The organism is Cryobacterium sp. Y82 (assembly GCF_002929495.1).
Taxonomy (GTDB): domain Bacteria; phylum Actinomycetota; class Actinomycetes; order Actinomycetales; family Microbacteriaceae; genus Cryobacterium; species Cryobacterium serini.
Window position 1 is genome coordinate 25,510 of the sequence record NZ_PJJJ01000037.1, and the last position, 22,986, is coordinate 48,495.

Sequence of the window (22,986 nt, forward strand, 5' to 3'; positions counted from 1 at the left end):
CGCCGCCCGCATCGGTCAGGCGGCGCTCCCGGATTCATCCATTTCGACGACGTCGAGCCGCACGACCTCCTCGTCACGACCACGCTCGACATCAGCCGGCACCAACACCGGCGTGAGCGGCGCGGATGCTGGTGTCTGCAGTTGCCGGTTGGGCAGTGCTCGGAACGGAGCGATCGCGCCGCCCTGCACGATCCAGAACGCTCCGTCCGCGGCTTCCCGCACGTCTTGCGGAGGGATGACGTAGGTGTGTTGGGCGCGGGCGCTGCCGAGCTCTTCGCCGGTGGCGCGGCCGGCGGATTCCATCCGCATCACCGTCCCGGCATACTTCACCACCTCTTCCGGGTCTTTGGACCGGCCAAAGATCAGCGCCGCGCCACTCGTGAGTGCACGGCGCCGGCGGACCTCATCGTTAGACAGACCGGCCGGGCTCTGCGTCGCGAGGACTAGGCCGACGCCGGCGCTGCGCGCCGTCTCAAACAGGCTCCCCGCGGTATCACCCGGGTCCTGCGCACCCGTCACCAGCTGGGGGAACTCGTCAACGATGACGACCACCGGGGACTTGTCGCGGCGCTCCAACCGGGTGGCGAGAAAGTTCCGCAAGTCCAGCAGGAGCAGATCACCCAGCCGCGCCTGAGCATCGTCGACCGGCGACAGCGGAATGACCGTCACGTCAGCTTTCGGCGCGTTGTAAGACCAGCCGTCCTGGCCGATCCAGCGTTGCATCGGCCGCAGCGCCACAAGCAGGCTCTGCAACGCCCGTGCTCCCGCGGTCGACCCGTCTCGCTCGACACGCTTGTTGATCAGCGGCAGGTCGTCTGTGTCGTCTACGAACCGGGCTGGGTAGGTCCGCCGCTCGCGCAGGTCGGCGATGCTGCGCAGCGGAGACCTGCCTTGCACCATTTGCAGCACCCCACGAATCTCATCGAGATAATGCTGGTTGGCACCATCAGGGACAGGCATCAGTCGCATCAGCTTCGCCGTGATCTGGTCGCCGGTGCCGTTGAACAGGTTCCACGTACCGCCGGTTGTCGCCGTCCGGCCGTAAGTCTGCGCCACGGCGACCAGATTCTCGGCGTCAGCCGGGTCACCTTTCGCGTCTATAACGAACACGGGCCACCCGTATTCCAATGCACACAGCACGAGTCCGTTGATCAGGACGGTTTTGCCGCTGCCGGACTCAGCGATGATCAGTGCCCGCACCGACGATGCCGTCGGCGGCAGCACCAGATATTTGCCGGTGGCATCGACCCAGTCGCGCACGCGGCGCATGTCATAGAAGCGGTCAGCAAGGGTCCGAACTGTCACCCGGCTCGTCACCCCGAACGCCTGCCGCTGATCTCCCACAGCCAGCGGTACGGTGACCGCTTGGCGAGTGGTGCCGACGATGCGGCCTGTCTCGGCTTCGAGGCGCACGCCGATGCGGCGGGCCACGCTGCTGTCGGCGGCACGTTTGCGTGCGGTCTCAATCTTCTCCTGCCGCACCACGTTCGATACTCGCCGGGACCGCACCTGCTCGGCGATCTTCCGCCGCCGCAACGACCACGCTGCCGGCAGCAACAGCACACCGGCAAAGAAATTCGCCACCACCCAAAGACCAAACATCGGCCAAAGCTGCGCCCACCACTCAGCGTCGTCAAAGAACTCGGTCGCGGCCCCCGAACGGATCCAGTCCGCCAGCAGGATTGCCTCCCACGTGAGGAGCGCGGCTACGAGGAGGATGCCGACGGTGTTGACTGTCCACTGCCACCGCCACACCACCCAGAACCGGGTCTTCGTCGCGATAACGTCGCCGGCAATCCGGCTCACCACGACCGGCACGACCAGCGGCAACGCAATCAAGACCATGACGACCGCGAACGCGGCGCCGAGCAGCCGCGCGATCGTGTCGCTGGTGGCGTCCGTCTCTATCGGAGCGGCCGTGTCGCTCATGCGTGGACCTGCGAGGATTCGCCCCACTCGCTGGTGCTCTCGAGCTCGACCAAAAGGGTGGCTCTTCCGTGTGCAGTCGCGTGGGCGCCGGCGCCCAGCTCGTCGCCGGTCCAGTACCCGCGTGCGTCGAGGGAGTGTTGGGAAACGAAACGGGGACGGTCGGTGCGGACCAGGTGCTTGTCAGCCTCCCGCGTCACCGCCCGATCAGCGTCCGCCGTGCAGAAATACGCGATCCGATCAATCCCCTCATGCGCCAAGCGATACGCGTGGCTCTGACAAATCGACTGATACCGCTGCCACGTCTTCGGCGTCAACTCCACCTCCACCAACTCGACAACCCCGTCACGCTCGGCCACCCCATCGGCCTGATGCTCGCGCACGCTGTTCGGTTTGCGATCCCGCCGCCACGTGAACCCCTGCGCCAGATAGCGCGCCGACACTGTCGCGACCGCTACCTCATGCCGGGTCGTCTGCCGAAACAGATTCGGCGCCGGCTTCCCAATCGCCAGATACGTGGCCCACACTATCGACCCGTCCCGATACGCCACCCGGCCCCGGTCCAGCAATCCAGTCCCGATCATCCGCGCCGCCCACTGCTGCGCCCGGCGCAATGACACCGGTTCACCAGCACCCGACAGGGCGCCCAACGCCCACCGCACGGCGTCCATATCGGCGAGCCGAACAACGTCCAACCACGCCAAAAGTGCCTCGTCGCGCTCCGTCACCTGCACCATCACTCAGCCTCCGAACTGACAACGTTTCAGCTTTCCAACACGATTCTGCACCCAGCCACCGACACAGCCCCGCATGCCACACCGCACATCGTCCACTTCAACTCATCGACCTCACCGCTTCTGCTCGTCGTTTTTCTTACCCAATTGCTTCCTACTTCCTGCCGTCGGCTCCCACATTTTCTGCCGGCTTTCCCTAGCTTTTCTCGTCACTTTTTTCACTTCTTCTCTGTCTTCTCTTCTTGTTCTCCCTCTTTTTTTCTTTTCAGTTTTCTTCTTTTGTGTTTTGTACCTCTGTTTTTTTCTTCTACTCTTTTCTTCTCTTTCCCTGTCCCACCACCACCCCTTTACTTCCCAACCTCCTACACACTGAGGAACGATGGGTGTGGGAGGTTGGGAAGCAAGCGCAGCGAGGGGGCGGCGGTGGGGCAGGGAAAGAGACCCCATACCTATTCGTTTACCTATTCGCTGCCAGTGAATAGGCAAACGAATACCTGCCAGCCACTATTAGGTTTGACTCCGTACGGTCTCAACGCCGTCCACCAAGTGCCTCATGAACGTCGCTACCTCGACTCGGCTCACTCCGCCTGGATCAACGGCAGACGTTACGGCCCGAGGGTTGACGTCATTGACTGGCGTATACGCTCATCCTGTGGACCTAGATCTTTCAATAGCCCTACTTGCCGGAGGATTCGCCTTGGCTGGCGGTGTCGGTGGCGCCCTCCTCACTGGCTTGCTCGGCCGCGGAGCAGAAAGGCGGAGGTTGACCGCCGAAGATGAAAGACGGTGGCTGGCGGATCGACGAACTGCGTACGCAAAATTTCTTGCAATGTCAGTATCTCTGCACATGGAGATCGACACGATTGGGATATTTCTGCCCACTGAATCGAGGCCGATCAGCGCAGATGACGAGTTGATCCTCGCCGACTTATACGAGTACACGAGGATGTGGGAGACCTCCTTGCAGCCGCTGCTCGGTGAAGTCGAACTACTTGCCTCGCCCGAAGTAGTGGATCTCGCGGATCGTGTCTCTGGTGCACTCCTCGCCGTGACCGCACCGATCGAGTTGAGACTGAACTTCGATGACTATTACCCCGTATGGTTTCAGACACGCGACCTCATTCACGTTCTTCGAGATGCCATGCGCACGGAACTCGGCCTCCCCAAAATCCTCAAGGTCTTAGCGCCCTTCCCACGTGAAGACGACTGGCCTTGGCTCGATTCACGCCCGCCTGTTGACTCCTACATCCAAGGGAAACGTCCCAAGGCGCAATAGTCGGGGAACCTACTTTGGCCTACGCGACCAAGCTATCGGTGTGCACACCCTCTCAGGGGCAAGGTCGGTGATCCGATACGGAAACCCTTCCTCGACGCCATGACATCCGACTAAACGCCGTCGAACCAGCGGACGACGCTGTTGGCGTTGTGAGCTTGCAGGAGGGCGTCCTCGACGATGCCGGCGAATTGAGCGGCGTCGCGGAGGCCGAGTTCCGCACGGGCGACTCCGGGTGCGCAGCCGGCGCCGCAGCCGTCTTCACCGTTGCACTGGACGCCGTCGATGACGTTGCCGTGCCAGTTGGCGAGCTGGTCGTAGACCTGGCCCAGCGAGCGCTGCGTGGCGGTCAGGCATCCGAGCAGCAGGTACGAGTCGTAGGGCCGGTCGATCGCCCGAGTCGCGTGCGCCAAGCTGCGTGCGATGTCGGCGAGCTCGTTCGCCCGGCTGATCAATTCGCTGTCGTGGTCGTTCATGGTGGTGCTCCTTTCACGAGGTTGTGTGGGTGGGCCGCGCGTGCGGCCCACCCGGGATGGCTATTCGGTGTCAGGCTTGGAGTTACGGCGAACGGTGGCGACGGCCCGGTTGAGGTCGGGGCCGACGTTGTCGGCGTCAATGACGCGGCCGTATTGGCGTGCTTGCTCGTCGCCCCAGCTGTCGGTGTGCTCGCGGCCAACGACGATCACGGGGTCGCCCTTGTGCAGGGTGGCGGCGACGTTCTGGCCGAGCTCGAACTTGGCTTCCACGAAATGTGTTGTGGCGGCGTCGTGGGCGAGCCATTTGCCGCCCCGGTATTCGCCGGTGTTTTCGATGACGCGCAGCTTGGTGATCTGGATGCTGCCGGCAGTGACGACTTCGGGGTCGAGAGCCAGGTTGCCGATGATGGTGCGTGTGGTCATGAGTGCTTCTCCTTCGATGAGTGCTGCGTTAACGTGCGGTGGGTGTCGTTGGCCTTGGGTTCTTCGACCAACTGTTTCTGGTGCCTTCCGGCGAGAAAATTCGATAGCGAGCGGGAGCTCCGCGAGTGCACAGAATCTCAGACGAAGTGAGGGAGCCTGCGACCGCGTCTGAGAATCTGGAAACGGTAGGCGCACAGCGATCTATTGTGGTCGGTCGGACAGGTCACAAATTGTGTTCACGCGGTGGCGATGCGCGCCGATTGTGGCCGCGATCGGGCGGCATTCGGCGGCCGTTTTGGCAAGTTATCCACAGGCGTTTTTCGCGCGCGCGTACTGTTAATGTTTTGTTTGTCCTGTTAGTACTGTTAGGGGGGCCGATCACCGGCCCCCTATAGGGCCAGATCTGGCCCCCTATCGGTACGCTAAACGGCCCCCTACGGGGGCCGGTCACCGGCCCCCGAACCTCCGCGCCGAAGCATCGGAATGACGTTGGTTTCGTATCGTCGGTGACCGCCCGGTTTCGCGCTGTCGACGAGCAGATTGAACTCGGCATTGTGGCCTCGACTGCCGGAGCTGACTCTCTCGATCGCGCCGCTGGCGACGAGTTCTGCAATCGCCCGCTTGACCGAATGATGTGCCGATTCTGATCCGTTGTCAGGAGCCAGATAGCCCAGGGCGATCGCCGATGATTCGCGGGATGCGAAGTATCGGCGCGGCGGTTGATTGCCGGGGTTGTCGGTGTCGTCCCAGCTTTCCAGTGCCATGTGCAGCAGCAACCGGGTCGCCGCGTGCCCGAGACCCAAACGCGCAGCCACAAGAACGGCGCCCTTGGCCGCGTATAGGCCCACGCTGCTCTCACCCACCGGGTCGGGTGCGAGGCGTTGCGAGATGGCAGAATTTTAGTATTCTGGTCATAGATCAGATCCTTTGAGGGTGTTCGATCTTTGCCCCGGGGTGCAACCCGGGGCTTTTTCTTTGGCCTGCCGCCGGCCCGCCGTTTCGGCGCTGGCAGCAGGAGGAGCGGCCTCACCGTGTCACGAGGGCGGGTTCGCCGGTTTGCACTTGGGCGCTCGCCTCAATCCAGGCGATGATTTCGGACCTCTTGTAAAGAACCTTCTTCGGGGTTGGCTTGTAGAACCGGGGCCCGCGTCCGTTATAACGCAGCTGAGCCAGACCGCCGACTGTTAGGCCCGTCAGTTCCGCCGCGACAATCGGGAGAACGAATTCTTCACTCATCACTACTTCCCTTCGTTGACACGAGACACTCGTTATCTCGTGTTGCGATCACAATAAAACGTTTTTGACTGTTTGACAAGTGTCAATCCCTGTACGGTGTCGACATGACAGGTTTTGTGAGGCAGTCCGGAATTGGCGAGCGGATCCAAGCCATCCGGAAACGGCACGGCATCCGCTCCGCCAAGGACCTCGCCGACCTCATGCCCGGCGGCAACGTCACCGAGGCGATCCTGCAAAACCTCGAAGCCGGCCGCAAACAAGACCTCTCGGTCAGCCAACTCCTGAACATCTCCCACGCCCTCCGCGTTCCACCGGTTTTTCTCCTGGCACCGATCGGACGCCCCCAGGACCCGCTCGACCTGGTCAACCTCAGCGATACCTTCGAGGGCATGACCGTCGCTGAATTCGATGCCTGGATCTCCGGGGAAACGAATGGCACTTACCGGTGGCGTGACCTCACCGAACGCACCGAACGCTCCCAACTCGAAGCGATGCGAGAACTGCTCGCCAGCCTGCGCGAGCGCCACCGTCTCACCACCAACATGCTCATCGAGGCGCAACTCACGCCGCCCGACGAGGTCAACACCGGTCCTGCGATCTGGGACACCACTCAGGAACGACTTGCCGAGGCAAACCGGCGTATCGACCAGCTCAGCAGCTATCTCTCTGCCGCGGGCTGGGACCTCGAAGGATGGGTCAAGTAGACCGCTCCGTTCGGACCGAATGAGTGTCATCCGCGTGTGAGCCGTCAGTGTGGCGGCCTCCAGTTGTAGTCCGTGCGCGTGACGAACTTTCTAGCGCAGGTTGGGATCGGCGACCGCATTTATGCGATCCGCAAACAGCACGGCATCCGTTCGGCCAAAGCTCTGGCCGAACTCATCCCCGGCGATAATGTCACCGAATCGATCCTGCAGAATATCGAAGCAGGCCGCAAAGACGACCTTCTCGTCAGCCAACTGCTCAACATCGCCAAGGCCCTCCGCGTCACGCCGATTTTCCTGCTCGCCCCGATCGCCACACCATCGGCCCGGCTCGACATCGCCAACCTCAGCTCGAGCTTCGATGACATGATCGTGGTCCAGTTCGATGACTGGATCTCGGGTGAGCCCGACGGCGCCTACGACTGGAACACCCTCGCCGGCCCGCCCAACTGCACGGCATGCGAGAACTGCACGAACGGATCCGTGAGCGCAGGCGACTGGTAGTCAAACTCGATGCAGCGATCGACTCAGGCGGAGGCGACTACGCCGGGGACATGACCAAGGGCCGCCTCGAGGATGCTGACCGGCGCATCGCCCAGCTCACGTCCTACTTCGCCTCGGCGGGTTTGGATCTTGAAGGCTGGGCAGACTAGCCGCCGCAACGGAGTGTCGGTGGCTGGATGCATCGTTGGATCAGCAACGATAAGTTCCGACCCGTCGGGCGCAGTCTCGTCGGAGAATCCGAGGTGAACTCATGGCAACAATTTCCGCGTACCAGTCGGCGAACGGACGTCGATATCGGGTGCGGTATCGAACGCCGGACCGTCGACAGACGGACAAGCGTGGCTTCACCAGCAAGCGTGAAGCTGAGCGATATCTGGCTAGTGTTTCCGTCGCGAAGGACAAGGGCGAATGGATCGATCCAACCTTGGCGCGCATCTCCGTCAACGCCTGGTCGCAGGTCTGGCTGAGCGCCCACTCAAATCTCAAGCCGACTACTCGCGGCGCGTATGCGTGGATTCTCAAGAAGCACATTATTCCCCGATGGGGCCGGGTCGCCCTCATCGATGTGACCCACACCGCCGTGCAGGCTTGGGTCACAGAGCTCAGCGATTCCCTCGCCCCCTCGAGCGTGCGCAAGGTTCATGTCGTGCTGTCCGGCGTCATGAAATACGCCGTCCGGGATCGTCGCATCCCACGCAATCCGTGTGACGGAGTGCGCCTTCCTCGCGTCGCTGAGAGTGACCGGGGTTATCTGACGCCCGAACAAGTGGATGAGCTAGCCGCGCTCTGCGCGCCCTCTTCGACGGTGATCTACCTGCTGGCCTATACGGGCCTCCGATGGGGCGAGATGGCCGCCTTGAAGGTCAAGAGGCTCGACTTGGGGCGCCGACGCCTGGACGTAGCTGAAGCCATTACAGAGCCAACGGGAGCCATCCTCTGGGGCACCCCGAAGAACCACGAGCGACGGTCAGTACCGTTTCCGGCGTTCTTGACCGAAATGCTCCAGGCCCAGTGCGCAGGCAAGTCTCGGGAAGAACTGGTGTTCACCTCCCCGGATGGCGACGTACTCCGAAGCGGAAACTTTCGACGTCGCACCTTCACGGCGGCCGTCACCGAGCTCAGGCGTCGCCAGCCAAACCTGCCCGCGATCACCCCGCACTCGCTGCGGCATACAGCGGCGTCGTTGGCAATTTCGTCAGGCGCGAGCGTTCTGTCGGTGCAGCGAATGCTCGGACACGCCTCAGCAGCGATGACTTTGGATGTCTACAGCGACCTCTTCGAAGACGACTTAGACGCCGTTGCAGACGCCCTCAATAACCGCGCACTTAAAACAAATGTGGGCAAATTGTGGGCAAATCCGTCAAATTCGAAGACACATACCGCTGAGACGGTTTTAGAAACCACGTCTGACCAGCATATTTAGTGGAGCCGCCTGTCAGAATCGAACTGACGACCTTCTCATTACGAGTGAGATGCTCTACCAACTGAGCTAAGGCGGCGTTACCAGAACGCCCCATAAGGCGCACGGTGACACAGCCACCAAGCCTAGTCGTTTCTGCGGGTGATTCTGTACACGTCTGCGAATGACGCATCCACGCGGACCGACAACGGGCTCGCTCCATCGCCCGCAGACCAGCACCGCCAGGCATGACGGATGGTGGCCACGGCCACGGGGCCAGGGCGCGCTAGTACCGCTCGGCCTGATCTTGGGCGAGAGCCGGCGCATCCGCCGTAAAGCGTCGCTTGCTGGTCTGTTGTACGACGTCTTCAAGGTCGCGCAGAGTAGCCGTGCGCATGCCGAAGAGGTAGACGTTTTCCTTTATGACCGAGAGGCGCTGCTCGGGGACCTTCCGGTCTGCAGCCGTGCACTGCAAGCACTGGGAGAGCAGCACTGACAGGTCGACCAGCACGTCGCTGTCAGGGCACTTCAGCTTCGATCGACATGCTTCAGCTACTTCACAGCACGCAAAGCTGCCTGGGTTAACACTGCGGGTCGGATGCCGGCACGATACCGTCGACAAGATACGAGTCGACAGCATCGTTCACGCAGGAATTCGACTTGTTGTAGGCGGTGTGCCCCTCACCCGTGTAGGTCACCAGGCTGCCACTGTCGAGCTGTTCGGCCAGCTTCTGTGCCCAGACGTACGGGGTTGCCGGATCGTTGGTGGTGCCGACAACCAAAATGGGCGCCGCCCCGGACGCGTGTATCTCGGTGCGTTCGCCGGTGAACTTGTAGGGCCAATTGGCGCAGCCAATGTCGCCGAAGCTCATGAACGGGCCGATCACAGGGGCCGCGGCTTCGAGCTCGGCGGCTTGGACGCGCATTACGGTCGGGTCGGCGTTGTATGAATAATCGATGCAGTTGATGGCTATGAACGATTCGGTCGAGTTGTCGGTGTAATTACCGTCGGCGTCGCGGCCGTTGTAGGCATCTGCGAATTGAAACGCGCCCTCGGCGCTGCCGTGCAGTACGGTATCCAACATTGTGCTCAGTTGCGGCCACGCTGTGGCCTGGTAGAGCGGGTAGATGATCGCCGTGAGAAGCGCGTTTCCGCCGAGCTGGCGGCCGTCCGTGGCAGTGATGGGGCTCGCATCCACCGAATTCAGCAACGCGCCGATCGTCGACATCGCACTGTCGACGCTTCCTCGGAACGGGCAGTCCTCACCCTTGAGACAGTCAGTGAGGTAGGCGCGCAGGGCGTTTTCGAAACCCACCGCCTGGGTCTTGGTCACCTCGAAATTGCTGGTCGACGGGTCAACGGCTCCGTCGAGCACAAGACGGCCGACCTTCTCGGGAAAGAGTTCGGCATAGGTGGCTCCGAGAAAGGTGCCATAGGAGTAGCCGAGGTAGTTCAGCTGGGTATCGCCGAGCACTGCGCGCAGAAGGTCGAGGTCGCGGGCGGCGCTCTTCGTGTCGACCGTTCCGAGCAGTGGCCCGGTCTGCTGGGCACATGCCGCCGCGAAGGCGTCGGAGGAGGCCCCGAGCTCGGCAATCCAGGCGTCCGTTCCGCGCTCTGCGGTCGTCAGCCCGTAGAGGTACTCATCCATCGCCGAGGAGTCGTAACAGGAGACCGCCGAGGAGCGCCCAACGCCACGGGGGTCGAACCCAACGACGTCGAAGCTCTCCTGCAGGGTGGCGTCGGTCGCAAAGTCGAGAGAATCCTTGATGAAGTCATAGCCGGAACCACCAGGCCCGCCGGGATTCACCAACAGCGAACCGATCCGGTCGTTGCCGGTGGCGACCTGGCGTACCAAAGCGAGCGAAATATCCCCGGCGGCCGGGTCGCTGTAGTCGAGCGGCGCAGAAGCCTCGGTGCACTGCAGGCCGTCGCCACAGTCGTCCCACTGCAGCACCTGGCTATAGAACGGATCGAGGTTGTCCGCCACCTGCTCGCCGGTGGGGGTGGAATCAGTGGGCGCGGAATTCGCGGTGAAGAGGGTGGCGCATCCGCTGAGAGCGAGTGTCAGAGTCAGGGCTGCGGCCGCGATGCTGGTAGCGCGATTGCGTCGGTTCAACGTGTTCCTCTTTCATGGCGTCAAGCGGATGCTGCGATTCAGGCTACCGAAGGCGGCTGGGAGTCACTGTGGGCGACGTCACTGTGCGCGACGTCACTGTGGCTGATGCAACTGTGGGCGACGGATCGCCGACACGAGCATCGCTTCGAGGGCGAGGGCCGGGGCAACATTGGATTGAATCCGCTGGCGTGCCACGGCAATCGCGTCTATCGTGGCGACCGTGGCTGCTGGGGCGCTGGCCATACTCGCCGTGCGCAGCTCGGCGAGCAGCTCACGGTTGATCACAGCTTGTTCCCGGCCAAGCTGCACCATGCAGACGTCCCGGTACAGCGAGGCCAGGTCAACCAGAATGCGGTCGATGCCGTCATGCAGGCTGCGTTTCGCCCGACGCTTTTGGTCGTCTTCAAGATCTTTGATCTGGCCGCGCAGCCCCGGCGGCACGGACTGCCCGGCCTCGATTCCGAGCGAGCGCAGCATGCCGTCGCGCTCGGCGGCATCCAGTTCGAGGGTGATCGCCTTCGCGTCGTCTCCTGCGATCGCGAGCAGCCGCGCGGCCGCATTGACGGCCGACGACACCGAGCGGATGCCGAGGGCCGCGCGCAGGGTCTCCTCGCGACGTTCCCGCGCATCCGCATTGGTGGCAAGCCGTCGAGCCATCCCGATGTGGCTTTGGGCGAGCCGGGCGCTGAGCTCTGCAACGGCGGGGTCGACGCCATTGCGGCGAACGAGCAGGTCGGCGACATCGGCAACACTCGGAACGCGCAGGCGCACGGTGCGCACGCGGGACCGGATAGTGGGGAGCAAGTCTGCCTCGCTCGGCGCGCACAAAATCCACACGGTGCGTTCGGGTGGTTCTTCGAGGGCTTTGAGGAGCACGTTCGACGTGCGTTCGACCATGCGGTCGGCATCTTCGACGACGACGACCCGGTAGCGACCGACCGATGGCGAGTACTGCGAGCGGGCGACGGCTTCCTTGACGGTCTTCATCGGGATAATGACGCCCTCAGTACTGAGCACGCTGAGGTCGGGGTGGGTGCGCGCGTCGACCTGGCGGGCGGCCGCGAGGTCGCCGTCGGGGGTACCGGGGCTTAGCAGGGCCGCCGCAAAAGCGAAAGCGAGGTTAGAGCGGCCGGAACCCGGCGGGCCGGTGATAAGCCAGGCGTGGGTCATGGAAGACGATTCGGCGGTGGCGGTACCGGTGCCGGACGGTGCCCGCTGCGCCGCTGCCCGAAAGATGGCGATCGCGTCGGCCTGTCCCGTTAGGTTGTCCCACACTGCCATGAGTCAAGGGTAACCCGCCCCGCCGACACCGCCGTGTCCTCCGCACGAAGCGATCGAGGCCCGGGCCGGAACGCGGACCCGGGCCGGAACGCGGGCCCGGGCTAGAAGCTGGGCCCGTTTTCGCAAGGTGGGCCCGGAATGTGCGCAGCACCCTTGCGCTGTGGTCGCGGCTCAACATGAGAACCTTCTCATCTTGCTCTCGGCGAACACGCGCGGTGGGGCCCCACACTGGAACAATGCAGACGCTCTATAAGTTGGCCCTCGGTGCCGCAGTCGTGCTCATCCTCAGTGCCGGGTCCGCAGGGGCTGTCGCGTTGACGTCTGCCCTGACCATCGACGACCAACCCGGCCTCGTTCAGCTGACCGATCCCGTAAGCACCGTCGCAGACCCGAACGCGACCGGTGCAGGCGCTCTGCCCGAATCTTCGCCGACGGCCAGTCCGACGGCACCCGTCGCTGTGCCCCCGGCAGGATCGCAGACCATCGATGATGATGATGACGACGACGACGACCTCGATATTAACGATGTTGACGACGTTGACGTTGACGACGTTGATGTTGACGTTGACAACGACTGACCCCGGCGGGCCGCATCCGCTCGAACAGGCGCCCGATATCCTCGAGGCTGTCGCGGAGTCACTCGGCATGACCTTGGTTGGGCTGCACCGGTTCAGCATCGAGACGACCGCGCGCGGGTTCACCGCCGGGTACACCATCGAGTTGAATTCGGGCACGCACGATCCCGAATCGCACACCGTCTACCTCGAATCCAATCCCACAACACGGGACCGGCCCGGCGTACTCGCGTTTCGTGACGAGCAGACCGGCGAGAGCGTGGCGGCCTGGTTGTACCCGAACGATCCCGAGTTGCCGGCGCTGGCCGCGGCGGTTTACCCCGATGCTGCCAGCATCCTTCTCGACCGCCTCGGCCTGCACTCCAGCAGCCTCAGCGTCACCGTTGCGGCCTACCGCCCCGGAAAGCGGGCCGTCGTGCGCATGATCGCGCCCGAGTTCACGGTGTATCTCAAGGTCGTTCGCCCGGCCGCTGCGGGGCCGCTGCACGCCCGCCATCTGCTCTGGGGAGCCGCCGGCGTTCCTGTACCGCGCAGCAGAGGCTGGAGCGCCGATGGATTTATCGCGCTTGAGTCCGTTTACGGCGTCGAGGCGAGCCAGGTGGTCGCGCAGCTACCCCTCGGCCCGTTTCTCGATGAGCTGGATCGCCTCACGCACGAGATTAGCCTGATCGAAAGTTCTGACCCGGCGCGAGCGTCACTGTCAGAGCGTCTGCCCTGGTACGTGCAGCGGGTGTGCTCCCTGCTACCGGCCGAGGCGCCCCGGGTCACCGCACTCGGCGCCGCCATCGAACGGATGCGCGCCGCTGCGACGCCCGGCGAACCAGTCACGGTGCACGGCGACCTGCACCTTGGCCAGATCTTTCTGGACCCGAATTCGCTCGTTTCCGGTTTCGCATCACCCAACCGTCCGCGCATATCCGGCGTGCTCGACATCGACACGGCCGGGCTGGGCGACCCGGCCGACGATGCCGCTGCCCTCTACGCACACCTCGTCGTGAGCGCCCTACACCACGACGACCAGGCAAGCCCCGCGGCGGCCGAGAGCTGTCGCGCTTTGGCAGCCGCCGCACGCAGCCGGTGGTCTCGGCGCGACGATACATTTGCTTACCGAGCACGATACATCGCGGCAACGCACCTTCTGGGGCACGTGTTGAGTCCCGGCGCGCACAGCACACAACTTCTCGGCGCGGTCGCCGAACTCGTCGGCGACCCCTCTCCCTCCTAAGACCAGCGGATGCCGCCGGCCAAAATGAGAGTCCTCTCACGTCCGGCACCGAGGCTTCTCATCCAGGGGCACGAATCTTGAAGTAACCGAAGACGAGCACACGCTTGGCTCAATACCCACAAGGAGACACCATGAACCTCAAGATGACGACAAAAAAGCGTTGGATCGCCATGGGCGCCGGATCCGCACTCGGCATCGGGCTGCTCGCCGGTGGCGCAGTGACCGCAGCAAATGCTTTTGAGATCGAAGACCGTTCGGGAGCTTCGATTGGTGTGCAGCCGGTGGGGGCCGTCTCGCCCACCACCGCGGTTCCGTTCAGTACCCCGAACGTCTCGACGTTCGACGATTCAGACTCATTCTCGAGCGACTCGTCCAGCACCTCGAGCATCGATTCCACCCCGAGTGCGGCGAGCGTCACATCAACGGTCTCCGCCCCGTCTGTCGTGACCCCGGTCTCCGCCCCATCTGTTGCGTCCCCCGCCAGCCCGGTGTCTGTGCAGAGCCCGGCGTCTGTCGACTAGGCAGAACATCACCACTGCGTAACGCCTAAGAAAGCCCGGGCCCGAGCCCGGGCTTTCTTGCGTCGCCAGGGCGCACCGAACCGGCCTTACTTGAGTCGATATCCCATCCCGCGTACCGTCTGAATGCGTTCGGGCCCGAACTTCGCCCTGAGGTACCTCACATACACGTCTACGACGTTGGATCCCGGATCGAAGTCGTAACCCCAAACCCGACTCAACAGCTGCTCCCGGCTGAGCACCTGATCCGGGTGCCGAAGAAACTCTTCAGCGAGGGCAAATTCCCGGGCGGACAGTTCCACCGTTCGCGCCCCTACTGTCGCGCGTCGGGTGCGCAGATCAAGCACGAGGTCCCCATAGGCCAGACCGGTCGGCGAACTCTGCTCGGCAGCACGCAGGCGCAAGCGGATGCGTGCCAGCAGTTCATCGAACTTGAACGGTTTCGCGAGATAGTCATCGGCACCGCCGTCGAGGCCGGCGACCATATCACTGGTCTGAGAGCGAGCCGTCAGCATAATGATCGGCAGCGGCAGCCGCTCTGCCCGGATTCGTTTCATCACCTCGAACCCGTCGATGCTCGGCAGCCCCACATCAAGCAGCAACAGGTCGAAGGTACCGGTCTGGGCGTAGCTCACCGCGTCGAGCCCGTCACCGACCACGGTCGATGAGTATCCGGCCGCCCGCAGACCCTTGCTTACGAACAGGGCAATGCGCGCCTCGTCCTCGGCGATGAGAATGCTCGTCATTTCGCTGGCACCACGTCGACAACGCGGCGCGGCAGGAGGATACCAAACCGCGACCCGTCCGGTGACGTCACCAGATCGACATAGCCGCCATGCGCCCGCGCAATGGCGTCGACGATCGGCAGTCCGAGACCGGAGCCTTCGACCCCCCGTCCGGAATCGACCCGGCCGAACCGTTCAAAAATGCGGGCCTTCGCCTCCGCCGGAATACCAGGGCCGTGATCGCGGATCCAGAACTCGACGGCGTCGGCATGTTCGGTACAGCCAATTTCGATGCTCGTGCCGGGTGCCGAATGTTTGGCGGCGTTGTTCGCCAGCTGAATGAACGCCTGCGTGAGGCGCGCGGGATCGACGGGAACGACAACGTGCGCCCGCTCGGCCAGGATCCACACGTGGTCAGGGAGCGCACTGACCTTGAGGTAGAACTGCTCGGTAAGGTCGGCGGCATCCGTTGGTACTCGCTGCAGATTGCCGCGCTGAGCATTGGCGAGTGACTCGATGTCGTCGATCAGCCCTGTCATGCGGTCGAGTTCGTCGATGGCAATTTCGCGAGCGGATGCGACATCGTCGGGATTGCGCGGATCCAGCAATTCGAGATGGCCGCGAACAATGGTGATCGGCGTCTTGAGTTCGTGGCGTACATCGTCGAGTAGTTGTCGCTGGGCGGTCAGCGACTCATCGAGACGCTCGAGCATGTCGTTGACGGTTCGGGTGAGCTCGGAGATATCGTCGCGGCCGATCACCGGGATGCGCTCGTGCAGGTCAGATGCGGTGATCCGCGAAGCCGCGGTCTGCAGCTGGCGCACCGGCCGAAGCAACCGGCCGGCGACGAACCACCCGACCAGCCCGATGGCCACGAGCGCCGCGGCCGCTACGGCCGCATAGATGCGAAACGCGCTCGTCAATTCGCCGAGCTCGGCATCAAGGTCGAAGGCCGTGACGAAGATTCCGACTTCCCCGCTGCCCTCCACGGTCACCGGCGCGGCGATGTAGCGCAGGTTGCCGAGTTCGGATACGGCCGTGCCGCGCACGACATTGACGCCGGCGACCTCGTCGAGGATGCGCAGAATGAACCCGGCGTCGTCTTCCAGGTGAAATGACAATTCGGTGCCCGGAATCAGCGCCGGAACACCGTCGATGATGCCGAGGGTGCTCTCGTTGGGGCTCGGAACGAGTCGAGCCATTACCGCCTGCAAGGCTGCCCTGGTCGAGGAATAAGCCGAGCCCGAAGCTTCAGGCAAAGCGTCAACCTCGTTGAGATTAGTAGTCTGCGCCCCGGTGACAATGAAGCGCACACTCTCCACACTCGTCGCGAGACGAGCATCGACGTCGTGTAGGGCACGATCGCGCTGCACGAGGTACGCCGTCCCGCCGGCTACGGCCAGGCCGAGGCCGGCAACGACCAAAATGGCGGCGAGGATACGCACCCGCACCGACCAACCGGATCGCACAGCGGCCGATGAAGACGAGCTCATAGTTTCAGTATCCCCAAACGGGGTGACGCACGTCAACGATCCGGGCCTTAGACATTAGAGGAGGGGCGCTACCCGAGCTCTGATGCTGGCGGCGATGTCGGCTGCCGGTGCTGCGGCATCCAATACCAAGAACCGGTCGGGTTCGGCGACAGCCAATTCGAGGAACGCAGCGCGCACCCGGGTATGAAAGTCGTTCTTCTCGGCCTCGAGCCGGTCGAAGACTTTGTCGTCAGCATCGAGCCGGGCCCGGGCTACGCGCGAGTCGAGGTCGAGCAGCACGGTCAGGTCGGGAAGCAGACCTTCGGCCGCCCAGAGCGACAGGTCACGGACCTCAGTGGCACCGAGCACCCGCCCGGCCCCCTGATAGGCGACAGAGGAGTCCAGGTAGCGATCCTGCACGATCACGTCACCGCGGGCGAGCGCCGGCCGCAGCTTGGTGCCCACGTGCTGGGCGCGGTCGGCGGCGTAGAGCAGCGCCTCCGCGCGCGGGTCGACCTCCCCGCGATGGTGCAGCACGATCTGCCGAATCTCCACGCCGAGATCTGTTCCCCCGGGCTCGCGGGTGCGCACGACAGTGCGCCCCCGCTCTTCGAGCCAGTCGGTCAACAGTTGCGCCTGCGTGGTCTTGCCAGAGCCGTCGCCGCCCTCGAGGGTGATGAACAGACCGGTCACGACGCCTTCGGCGCGATCGTGGTCGTGGCAGCGGATTCAGCAGCCGAACTGGCCGCTTTCGTCACGGCCGGCTTCTTGACCGCCAGCTTCTTGACGGCCGGCTTCTTGACCGTGGGCTTCTTGACCGTGGGCGTGCCCGCCAACGCCGCCTTGGCTGCCGCGTTCGCGGCCCGGGTCGCGGCGGCCTTCTTTGCAGTGGCCGCCTTCGCTGCTGCAGTCGGCACCTTCTTCACCGCTAACTTCTTGACGGCGGCCTTCTTGGCCGGTGCCTTCTTGCGCGGCGCGGCCGGACCCTTGGCCCGCTTGTCCGCGAGCAGCTGCACTGCACGGTCGAAGTCGATCTCCTCGATGTCCTCCGACTTGGGAATGGTCGCGTTGGTGACCCCGTCGGTCACGTAGGCGCCAAACCGGCCGTCCTTGATCTTGATCGCCTTGCCACTTTCGGGGTCGGGTGCTTCGAATTCCTTCAGGGCACTCGACGCCCGGCGCGCACCGTACTTCGGCTGCGCGTAGAGCTCGATCGCGCCCGGAAGGTCGATGTCGAAGATCTGGTCTTCGCTCGTGAGCGACCGGGTATCGATGCCCTTCTTCAGATACGGCCCGAACTTGCCGTTCTGCGCCAGAATCTCGGTGCCGGTCTCCGGGTCGAGCCCGACCGTGCGCGGCAAGGCAAGCAAGCGCAGCGCCGTTTCGAGGTCGACGGTGGCCAGGTCCATAGATTTGAAAATGGATGCTGTACGCGGCTTGTCAGCTAAGGCCACCTTTTTCGCGGCCGGCTTGCGCTTCGGCTTCACGACGGTGACCTCGCCGGTGGCGGGGTCGATGGCTTCGACGGGTACGTCGACAACGGCCGGAACGTCGGGCTCGGCCGGAGCCGGCGCGAGCTCGGTGACGTACGGTCCGAACCGGCCGTCCTTGGCAACGATCTCCTTACCGTTCTCCGGGTTGAGTCCGATGACCCGGTCCGTGACGACGGGAGCGTCGATGAGCTCGCGTGCTTTGGTGGCGGTCAGTTCGTCGGGCGCGAGTTCCGGTGGGATGTTTACGCGGCGGGGCGGGGCATCCGCTGCAGCGTCGGGGTCGATGACCTCGAGGTAGGGACCGTACTTGCCGATACGCAGCGTGATGTCGTCGCTGATGGCGACCGAGTTGATCACGCGCGGGTCGATTTCGCCGAGGTTGTCGATGACCTGACGAAGGCCCCGGTGCTTGTCGCTGCCGAAGTAGAAGCTGTTGAGCCAGTCGAGGCGGTTGGCTTCGCCGCCGGCGATGCGGTCGAGGTCGTCCTCCATCTCGGCGGTGAAGTCGTATTCGACCAAGTCGCCGAAGAATTCTTCGAGCAGGCGCACGACCGAGAACGCGATCCAGTTGGGAACGAGTGACTGGCCGCGCGGCGTGACATAGCCGCGCTCGGTGATGGTCGAGATGATCGAGGCGAACGTCGACGGGCGGCCGATGCCAAGCTCTTCGAGCTTCTTCACCAGGCTGGCCTCGGTGTAGCGGGCGGCCGGGGTCGTCTCATGCCCCTTGGCCTCGAGGTCCTGCAGAACCAGCTTCTGGCCCTCTTCGAGCGGCGGCAGCTTGGACTCGGTCGCAACGGCCTCCGCGTTGCGCTCCTCGTCCTTCGACTCCTCGTAGGCGAGCATGAAACCACGGAAGGTGATGACGGTTCCGCTGGCCGAGAACTCGGCGAGCGCGCCCGACGCCGAGGCATGCTCCGATGTGCCCGTCGGGCCGGCCGCGATAGTCACAGAGGCCGTCGACCCGGTGGCGTCCTTCATCTGCGAGGCGACGGTGCGCTTCCAGATCAGCTCGTACAGCCTGAAGTCGTTGCCACGCAGGCTCGGCGCGAGCGACGCCGGGGTGCGGAAAGTGTCGCCGGAGGGGCGAATGGCCTCGTGCGCTTCCTGTGCGTTCTTGCTCTTACCCTTGTAGGCGCGCGGGGCGTCCGGAACCGTCTCGGCGCCGTACAGGGCAGCGGCCTGGGTGCGTGCGGCGGTGAGGGCCTGCTGTCCGAGCGATGGCGAGTCGGTACGCATGTAGGTGATGTACCCATTTTCGTACAGCGACTGGGCCACACTCATGGTCTGCCGGGCGGTGAAACGCAGCTTGCGCGCCGCTTCCTGCTGCAGGGTCGAGGTCGTGAACGGTGCGGCGGGACTGCGACGATACGGCTTGGAGGTGACCTTGGTCACTTCGAGCTTCACACTGGGACTCTTCAGAGCGATGGTCAGGGCCTGCGCAGCGGAGGCGTCGAGGGTGACGGCCTTCACGCTGGGCTTGAGCGCACCGGAATCGTCGAAGTCGCCACCGGTGGCAATGCGCTCACCGTTCAGGCGCACGAGCTTGGCATCGAACGCCTGATCAGCCTGCGAAGCGGATGCCGCCAGTCGCGCGAGCAGATCCCAGTATCCGGCGGAGACGAACGCGAGGCGCTCCTTCTCTCGGTCGACGACGAGGCGGGTCGCGGCGCTCTGCACGCGGCCGGCGGACAGGCCGGGGCCGACCTTGCGCCACAGCACCGGGGAAATCTCGTAGCCGTAGATGCGGTCGAGGATACGGCGGGTCTCCTGCGCGTCGACGAGGGCGGTGTCGAGGTCGCGGGTGTTGTCCTTGGCGGCGAGGATGGCGTCTTTGGTGATCTCGTGAAACACCATGCGCTTGACCGGAACCTTGGGCTGCAGCACCTGCAGCAGGTGCCAGGCGATGGCCTCGCCCTCGCGGTCCTCATCAGTTGCGAGCAAGAGTTCGTTCGCATTCTTGAGGGCCCGCTTGAGCTCACTGACGGTCTTCTTCTTGGCGTCGGAGACTACGTAGTAGGGTTCAAAGCCGTTCTCCACATCGACCGAGAATCGGCCGAGGGCGCCTTTCTTGAGCTCAGGCGGCAGGTTTTTCGGCTCGATCAGATCGCGAATGTGACCGACCGAGGACAATACCTCGTAGCCGTCGCCGAGATACGCGGCGATCGACTTCATCTTGGTCGGTGATTCAACAATGACCAGCTTCTTAGTGCCTGGCACCAGACTCCTCTTTATACGTAGTGACCAAAAATGGGCCAAGGCACACCATACACACCGGAATGGAGTGCCCGCCTAATCGACGGGCACGTCTCGGCGCGTCACGCTCACGCACACGGCACTCCCAGCCACCGCCCAGTTCGCTCTGAGCGAGACGCCCAACAATCCCGAACCCTTGCCGTTTGCCCGCCCAAGTGCAGAATAGTCCCATGGGTACAATGACGGCCACATACACCGCGAAGTTGACGGATGGCCCCCTTCAGGGCAAAACAATCACAACGACCTTTCTCGACTCGGGCGATCCGCAGCCGCGCATCGAGATCCCGGCCGAGTCCGGCAAGCGCTATCTTTACGCCCGCGGCGCCGGCCTGGAGTTCGAGGGTTCCGATTCCCCCGGCCGGCCGAGCGCGGTCGAATACCATTATCTTGAGGTGCTCCTCTCCTGATTCGCCCGGCCCGGCTTTGAGCGGGAGTACATCAGGGCGGCGGCCCGGCCCGGGCATTCGCGAAAATATCTATGCCCTGCACCCGCAGCCCCACCGAAACGGATGCGATCAGCCCCGTTACCGAGCAGTGCGTGACGGCAGTCCCATTCAGCGAGGCCACAGCCCGCGCAGCCTCGCACGGGTAACCTGCGATCGCGCCGGAGGCGGTGTCTGCGGCGGCGAGCGCGGCCGCGTCGGCCGCGTTCGCGACGGACCGGCCAGCCGCGAGCAGGGCGAGAACCGATACGACGAGCGTCGTCAGTAACACTGTCGCAGCGAGCAGCGCGAGGGCGAGGATCGACCCCGCTCCCCGCTCGGAGCTTTCGCCGGCGACGCCGGGCACATTCGCCGTGTCGCCGCATGCGCTCATTGACCGCCGGCCAGGGCACATGAGTGTGCTTCGAGATTCAGCCCGGCAAAGATCCCCGGCAGGCTGTGCGTGGCAACTCGAGCACAGACAAAATCGCCGCGACGTTCCGAAACCAGGCTGGCCCCCGGCACGCTTTGAAGGACGAGGCCGGCGGCGCGCGCCGCGGTGTCGCCACGGGCGAGCGCACGAGCGGCGCTGGCAGCGGCATCCGTCAGCCGTACTTGCACACCGACCACCTGCACTGCACCGAGGCAGCAGGCCAGAACGAGCACGACCGCCGGCAGTGCCGTGGCGAATTCGGCGGTCGTGCTGCCCCTGTTGTTTGCGCTACTCGATGCTGAGGGCACGTCGCACCAGATCGGTGAGCATTCCCCGCACTTCATCACTGCGCAGAATGACGATGAGCAGCCCGGCAAACCCGACCGCGGCCATCGTGGCGACAACGTATTCCGCTGTCGCGGCTCCGGCTTCGTCGGCCAGGGTTTTCAGGGTGTTCTTTGTATACACAGACTCGTCTCCTTCGGCGTCCATCGACGCGGGTTGGGCGGCACGAGCACGTTCATCCTGCTTCCATCCGCCAGCGCGCGCCGCGGCATGCGCTTATCTGTGGAGAGTTTCAGAACGTCGTCAGGGTGGAGGAGAGCACGCTGAGCAGCAACGGCACCACGCCCACCAGCATGAACGCGGGCAGAACGCAGAGGCCGAGCGGCAGCATGAGCGTTACCGAGAGAGTTGCGGCCCGACGTTGTCCAGCGCTTCGGGCATCGCGACGCAGCTGTTCCGCCTCGCTGCGCAGCAGCTCCGCCGCGGGAACTCCCGCACGCGTCGACAAGCCAAGTATCCGGTCAACGGAACCACCATCAGCGCCGGGCGCAATGCCGTATCGCTCGGCGGCCGTGTGTACCAACGCCCGCGAACGGTCGATCGACCCGCCACCGGACATGGCAATTGCCATAAGTTCCAGTCGCAGCCCTGGTGTCAGGTCGGTCGGGCCCGCCCGGCGCACCAGCGCACGGTTCCAGCCTGCTGCGGCGAGCATCAGAAGAGCGCCGCCACCGAGACAGACCAGCCCCGGCACGGTCAAAAACAGGGTATGCAGGGAATCGAAACCCATCAGGCTGCCGAACACGACTCCGATCACGGGCAGCACCATCACCAGTCGTGCCGTGGCCCGCGGCGCGGCCAGCGCCACCTCCAGATCGCGCTGCACCTGGGCGAGTTCGCGCAGCGACCCAGCGAGCTCACGCAGGCACCCGGCCAGCGGCGCACCAGCCTGCGTGGCCACCTGCCAGGCCGCAGCGAGCCCGAGCCAGGCGCGCTCGGCTTGGCCCGCCGCGTCGTCGCGTCGCCGAGCAGGCCGTCCAGCGGAGGCCCGCGCGGCGACGAGCCCCTGCGGAATGTCCCGTGGTTGCAGACGCGCCTCGACGGCGATCGCATCGGCCACGCTGTCGCCCCGAGCCGCGGCGCGCGCTGCAGCACGCAGGATAGGCGCGGTGGCCGTGCCCGCGTGCTTCGAATCGGCCGCCCGGGGCTTGATCGGTGCGGTGACCGGAGCCGCCTCCGCGTCCGTCGCTGGCACGGCCCCCTGCCGGCTTCCGACCCGCCCACGAACTGACCTCTCTGGTCCGCCCATCCCCCGAGGCAAGCCGACATTCTGCTGGTCGGCGCGAGGCGCCCGAGGCGCAACCGCGCCGTGCTCCGGCAACAGGTAGCCCCAGGCCGAGACCGGGGAAACACCGGCCGACAGCAACACGGCCAGCCGTTGCGTGACCGCCGCGACCTCTTCGATCGGCGGTACCGTGTCAGCGCGACGCATCGTCGCACGTTCTGCGAATC

26 protein-coding genes and 1 tRNA gene are annotated in these 22,986 nt (G+C 64.3%); 8 read left to right on the forward strand and 19 right to left on the reverse strand.

Annotated elements, in window-relative coordinates; all coding sequences use genetic code 11:
- Positions 1 to 15 precede the first annotated feature (15 nt).
- From CXY70_RS15420 to CXY70_RS17870, 3 genes are all read right to left on the reverse strand, one after another.
- Complete coding sequence (locus CXY70_RS15420; protein WP_104193233.1) at positions 16 to 1,929, reverse strand: hypothetical protein; 1,914 nt, start codon at positions 1,927 to 1,929, stop codon at positions 16 to 18.
- Positions 1,926 to 2,666, reverse strand: a complete 741-nt coding sequence (locus CXY70_RS15425; protein WP_158250996.1) for a hypothetical protein — start codon at positions 2,664 to 2,666, stop codon at positions 1,926 to 1,928. Before CXY70_RS15425 ends, CXY70_RS15420 begins: the two co-directional genes overlap by 4 nt.
- A gap of 108 nt (positions 2,667 to 2,774) precedes the next feature.
- Positions 2,775 to 3,107 (reverse strand): hypothetical protein, encoded by a 333-nt coding sequence (locus tag CXY70_RS17870; protein ID WP_158250997.1) that lies wholly within the window; start codon positions 3,105 to 3,107, stop codon positions 2,775 to 2,777.
- Positions 3,108 to 3,312: 205 nt separating this feature from the next.
- On the opposite strand from CXY70_RS17870, the gene CXY70_RS15435 reads away from it, so the two are divergent.
- On the forward strand, positions 3,313 to 3,936 hold the full coding sequence (locus CXY70_RS15435) for a hypothetical protein (protein WP_146066154.1): 624 nt from the start codon (positions 3,313 to 3,315) through the stop codon (positions 3,934 to 3,936).
- Positions 3,937 to 4,046: 110 nt separating this feature from the next.
- Here the strand turns inward: CXY70_RS15435 and CXY70_RS15440 are convergent, their stop codons facing one another.
- The 4 genes from CXY70_RS15440 to CXY70_RS15455 all read right to left on the reverse strand — a co-directional run bounded on the left by CXY70_RS15440 (position 4,047) and on the right by CXY70_RS15455 (position 6,068).
- Positions 4,047 to 4,409 carry a hypothetical protein gene (locus CXY70_RS15440; protein ID WP_104193237.1) on the reverse strand — a complete coding sequence of 121 codons (363 nt, stop codon included), beginning with the start codon at positions 4,407 to 4,409 and terminating at the stop codon, positions 4,047 to 4,049.
- Between the two features lie 60 nt (positions 4,410 to 4,469).
- Entirely contained in the window at positions 4,470 to 4,832 is a 363-nt protein-coding gene (locus tag CXY70_RS15445; protein ID WP_104193238.1) for a single-stranded DNA-binding protein, read from the reverse strand.
- 434 nt (positions 4,833 to 5,266) lie between these two features.
- On the reverse strand, positions 5,267 to 5,680 hold the full coding sequence (locus CXY70_RS15450; protein ID WP_146066155.1) for a hypothetical protein: 414 nt from the start codon (positions 5,678 to 5,680) through the stop codon (positions 5,267 to 5,269).
- A gap of 178 nt (positions 5,681 to 5,858) precedes the next feature.
- Entirely contained in the window at positions 5,859 to 6,068 is a 210-nt protein-coding gene (locus CXY70_RS15455) for an AlpA family transcriptional regulator (RefSeq protein ID WP_104193240.1), read from the reverse strand.
- 104 nt (positions 6,069 to 6,172) lie between these two features.
- Here CXY70_RS15455 and CXY70_RS15460 point away from each other — a divergent pair, with 104 nt between their 5' ends.
- From CXY70_RS15460 to CXY70_RS15470, 3 genes are all read left to right on the forward strand, one after another.
- Positions 6,173 to 6,772: a helix-turn-helix domain-containing protein gene (locus CXY70_RS15460; RefSeq protein ID WP_104193241.1), complete on the forward strand. Its 600-nt coding sequence runs from the start codon at positions 6,173 to 6,175 to the stop codon at positions 6,770 to 6,772.
- 78 nt (positions 6,773 to 6,850) lie between these two features.
- Positions 6,851 to 7,273, forward strand: coding sequence for a helix-turn-helix domain-containing protein (locus tag CXY70_RS15465; RefSeq protein ID WP_104193242.1), 423 nt, complete (start codon positions 6,851 to 6,853; stop codon positions 7,271 to 7,273).
- 250 nt (positions 7,274 to 7,523) lie between these two features.
- Positions 7,524 to 8,696: a tyrosine-type recombinase/integrase gene (locus CXY70_RS15470; protein ID WP_104193243.1), complete on the forward strand. Its 1,173-nt coding sequence runs from the start codon at positions 7,524 to 7,526 to the stop codon at positions 8,694 to 8,696.
- Here the strand turns inward: CXY70_RS15470 and CXY70_RS15475 are convergent.
- The 4 genes from CXY70_RS15475 to CXY70_RS15490 all read right to left on the reverse strand — a co-directional run bounded on the left by CXY70_RS15475 (position 8,697) and on the right by CXY70_RS15490 (position 12,070).
- A tRNA-Thr gene (locus CXY70_RS15475) sits at positions 8,697 to 8,772 on the reverse strand.
- A gap of 186 nt (positions 8,773 to 8,958) precedes the next feature.
- Entirely contained in the window at positions 8,959 to 9,183 is a 225-nt protein-coding gene (locus tag CXY70_RS15480; RefSeq protein WP_104193244.1) for a hypothetical protein, read from the reverse strand.
- Between the two features lie 70 nt (positions 9,184 to 9,253).
- Complete coding sequence (locus CXY70_RS15485; protein ID WP_104193245.1) at positions 9,254 to 10,789, reverse strand: alpha/beta hydrolase; 1,536 nt, start codon at positions 10,787 to 10,789, stop codon at positions 9,254 to 9,256.
- 93 nt (positions 10,790 to 10,882) lie between these two features.
- Positions 10,883 to 12,070, reverse strand: coding sequence for a DNA polymerase III subunit delta' (locus CXY70_RS15490; RefSeq protein ID WP_104193246.1), 1,188 nt, complete (start codon positions 12,068 to 12,070; stop codon positions 10,883 to 10,885).
- Between the two features lie 236 nt (positions 12,071 to 12,306).
- Between CXY70_RS15490 and CXY70_RS15495 the strand changes: the two genes are divergently transcribed.
- From CXY70_RS15495 to CXY70_RS15505, 3 genes are all read left to right on the forward strand, one after another.
- Positions 12,307 to 12,648, forward strand: a complete 342-nt coding sequence (locus tag CXY70_RS15495; RefSeq protein ID WP_104193247.1) for a hypothetical protein — start codon at positions 12,307 to 12,309, stop codon at positions 12,646 to 12,648.
- Positions 12,626 to 13,870, forward strand: coding sequence for a phosphotransferase family protein (locus CXY70_RS15500; RefSeq protein WP_158250998.1), 1,245 nt, complete (start codon positions 12,626 to 12,628; stop codon positions 13,868 to 13,870). Before CXY70_RS15495 ends, CXY70_RS15500 begins: the two co-directional genes overlap by 23 nt.
- A gap of 131 nt (positions 13,871 to 14,001) precedes the next feature.
- Entirely contained in the window at positions 14,002 to 14,391 is a 390-nt protein-coding gene (locus CXY70_RS15505) for a hypothetical protein (RefSeq protein WP_104193249.1), read from the forward strand.
- Between the two features lie 86 nt (positions 14,392 to 14,477).
- On the opposite strand, the gene CXY70_RS15510 is transcribed toward CXY70_RS15505, so the two are convergent.
- From CXY70_RS15510 to topA, 4 genes are read right to left on the reverse strand one after another with little or no spacing between them, the layout of a single operon-like run.
- Positions 14,478 to 15,134 carry a response regulator transcription factor gene (locus CXY70_RS15510; protein ID WP_104193250.1) on the reverse strand — a complete coding sequence of 219 codons (657 nt, stop codon included), beginning with the start codon at positions 15,132 to 15,134 and terminating at the stop codon, positions 14,478 to 14,480.
- Complete coding sequence (locus tag CXY70_RS15515; RefSeq protein ID WP_104193251.1) at positions 15,131 to 16,606, reverse strand: cell wall metabolism sensor histidine kinase WalK; 1,476 nt, start codon at positions 16,604 to 16,606, stop codon at positions 15,131 to 15,133. The genes CXY70_RS15510 and CXY70_RS15515 overlap by 4 nt, the downstream gene beginning before the upstream one ends.
- Positions 16,607 to 16,660: 54 nt before the next feature.
- Entirely contained in the window at positions 16,661 to 17,278 is a 618-nt protein-coding gene (gene tmk / locus CXY70_RS15520; protein WP_233205978.1) for a dTMP kinase, read from the reverse strand.
- Positions 17,275 to 20,298, reverse strand: coding sequence for a type I DNA topoisomerase (topA, locus tag CXY70_RS15525; protein WP_104193253.1), 3,024 nt, complete (start codon positions 20,296 to 20,298; stop codon positions 17,275 to 17,277). Before topA ends, tmk begins: the two co-directional genes overlap by 4 nt.
- A 206-nt stretch (positions 20,299 to 20,504) precedes the next feature.
- Between topA and CXY70_RS15530 the strand changes: the two genes are divergently transcribed.
- Positions 20,505 to 20,741: a hypothetical protein gene (locus tag CXY70_RS15530; protein ID WP_104193254.1), complete on the forward strand. Its 237-nt coding sequence runs from the start codon at positions 20,505 to 20,507 to the stop codon at positions 20,739 to 20,741.
- A 31-nt stretch (positions 20,742 to 20,772) separates the two neighbouring features.
- Here the strand turns inward: CXY70_RS15530 and CXY70_RS15535 are convergent, their stop codons facing one another.
- From CXY70_RS15535 to CXY70_RS15550, 4 genes are all read right to left on the reverse strand, one after another.
- A complete protein-coding gene (locus CXY70_RS15535) occupies positions 20,773 to 21,150 on the reverse strand; it encodes an Rv3654c family TadE-like protein (protein WP_158250999.1) in 378 nt (125 codons plus the stop codon).
- Positions 21,147 to 21,497, reverse strand: a complete 351-nt coding sequence (locus tag CXY70_RS15540; protein WP_233205979.1) for a TadE family type IV pilus minor pilin — start codon at positions 21,495 to 21,497, stop codon at positions 21,147 to 21,149. The genes CXY70_RS15535 and CXY70_RS15540 overlap by 4 nt, the downstream gene beginning before the upstream one ends.
- Positions 21,478 to 21,681, reverse strand: coding sequence for a DUF4244 domain-containing protein (locus tag CXY70_RS15545; protein WP_104193256.1), 204 nt, complete (start codon positions 21,679 to 21,681; stop codon positions 21,478 to 21,480). Before CXY70_RS15545 ends, CXY70_RS15540 begins: the two co-directional genes overlap by 20 nt.
- An 85-nt stretch (positions 21,682 to 21,766) precedes the next feature.
- Entirely contained in the window at positions 21,767 to 22,966 is a 1,200-nt protein-coding gene (locus CXY70_RS15550; protein WP_104193257.1) for a type II secretion system F family protein, read from the reverse strand.
- Between the last annotated feature and the right edge of the window lie 20 nt (positions 22,967 to 22,986).

What these genes read in the sequence shown, in the direction of transcription:
- CXY70_RS15505 (WP_104193249.1), top strand. Translation starts at nt 14,002, where the DNA reads ATGAACCTCAAGATGACGACAAAAAAGCGTTGGATCGCCATGGGCGCC.
- CXY70_RS15515 (WP_104193251.1), bottom strand. Translation starts at nt 16,606, where the DNA reads ATGAGCTCGTCTTCATCGGCCGCTGTGCGATCCGGTTGGTCGGTGCGG.
- CXY70_RS15530 (WP_104193254.1), top strand. Translation starts at nt 20,505, where the DNA reads ATGGGTACAATGACGGCCACATACACCGCGAAGTTGACGGATGGCCCC.
- CXY70_RS15460 (WP_104193241.1), top strand. Translation starts at nt 6,173, where the DNA reads ATGACAGGTTTTGTGAGGCAGTCCGGAATTGGCGAGCGGATCCAAGCC.
- CXY70_RS15535 (WP_158250999.1), bottom strand. Translation starts at nt 21,150, where the DNA reads ATGAGCGCATGCGGCGACACGGCGAATGTGCCCGGCGTCGCCGGCGAA.
- CXY70_RS15455 (WP_104193240.1), bottom strand. Translation starts at nt 6,068, where the DNA reads ATGAGTGAAGAATTCGTTCTCCCGATTGTCGCGGCGGAACTGACGGGC.
- CXY70_RS15470 (WP_104193243.1), top strand. Translation starts at nt 7,524, where the DNA reads ATGGCAACAATTTCCGCGTACCAGTCGGCGAACGGACGTCGATATCGG.
- CXY70_RS15495 (WP_104193247.1), top strand. Translation starts at nt 12,307, where the DNA reads ATGCAGACGCTCTATAAGTTGGCCCTCGGTGCCGCAGTCGTGCTCATC.
- CXY70_RS15420 (WP_104193233.1), bottom strand. Translation starts at nt 1,929, where the DNA reads ATGAGCGACACGGCCGCTCCGATAGAGACGGACGCCACCAGCGACACG.
- CXY70_RS15490 (WP_104193246.1), bottom strand. Translation starts at nt 12,070, where the DNA reads ATGGCAGTGTGGGACAACCTAACGGGACAGGCCGACGCGATCGCCATC.
- CXY70_RS15510 (WP_104193250.1), bottom strand. Translation starts at nt 15,134, where the DNA reads ATGACGAGCATTCTCATCGCCGAGGACGAGGCGCGCATTGCCCTGTTC.
- CXY70_RS15550 (WP_104193257.1), bottom strand. Translation starts at nt 22,966, where the DNA reads ATGCGTCGCGCTGACACGGTACCGCCGATCGAAGAGGTCGCGGCGGTC.
- CXY70_RS15545 (WP_104193256.1), bottom strand. Translation starts at nt 21,681, where the DNA reads ATGGACGCCGAAGGAGACGAGTCTGTGTATACAAAGAACACCCTGAAA.
- CXY70_RS17870 (WP_158250997.1), bottom strand. Translation starts at nt 3,107, where the DNA reads ATGGGGTCTCTTTCCCTGCCCCACCGCCGCCCCCTCGCTGCGCTTGCT.
- CXY70_RS15445 (WP_104193238.1), bottom strand. Translation starts at nt 4,832, where the DNA reads ATGACCACACGCACCATCATCGGCAACCTGGCTCTCGACCCCGAAGTC.
- CXY70_RS15440 (WP_104193237.1), bottom strand. Translation starts at nt 4,409, where the DNA reads ATGAACGACCACGACAGCGAATTGATCAGCCGGGCGAACGAGCTCGCC.
- CXY70_RS15500 (WP_158250998.1), top strand. Translation starts at nt 12,626, where the DNA reads ATGTTGACGTTGACAACGACTGACCCCGGCGGGCCGCATCCGCTCGAA.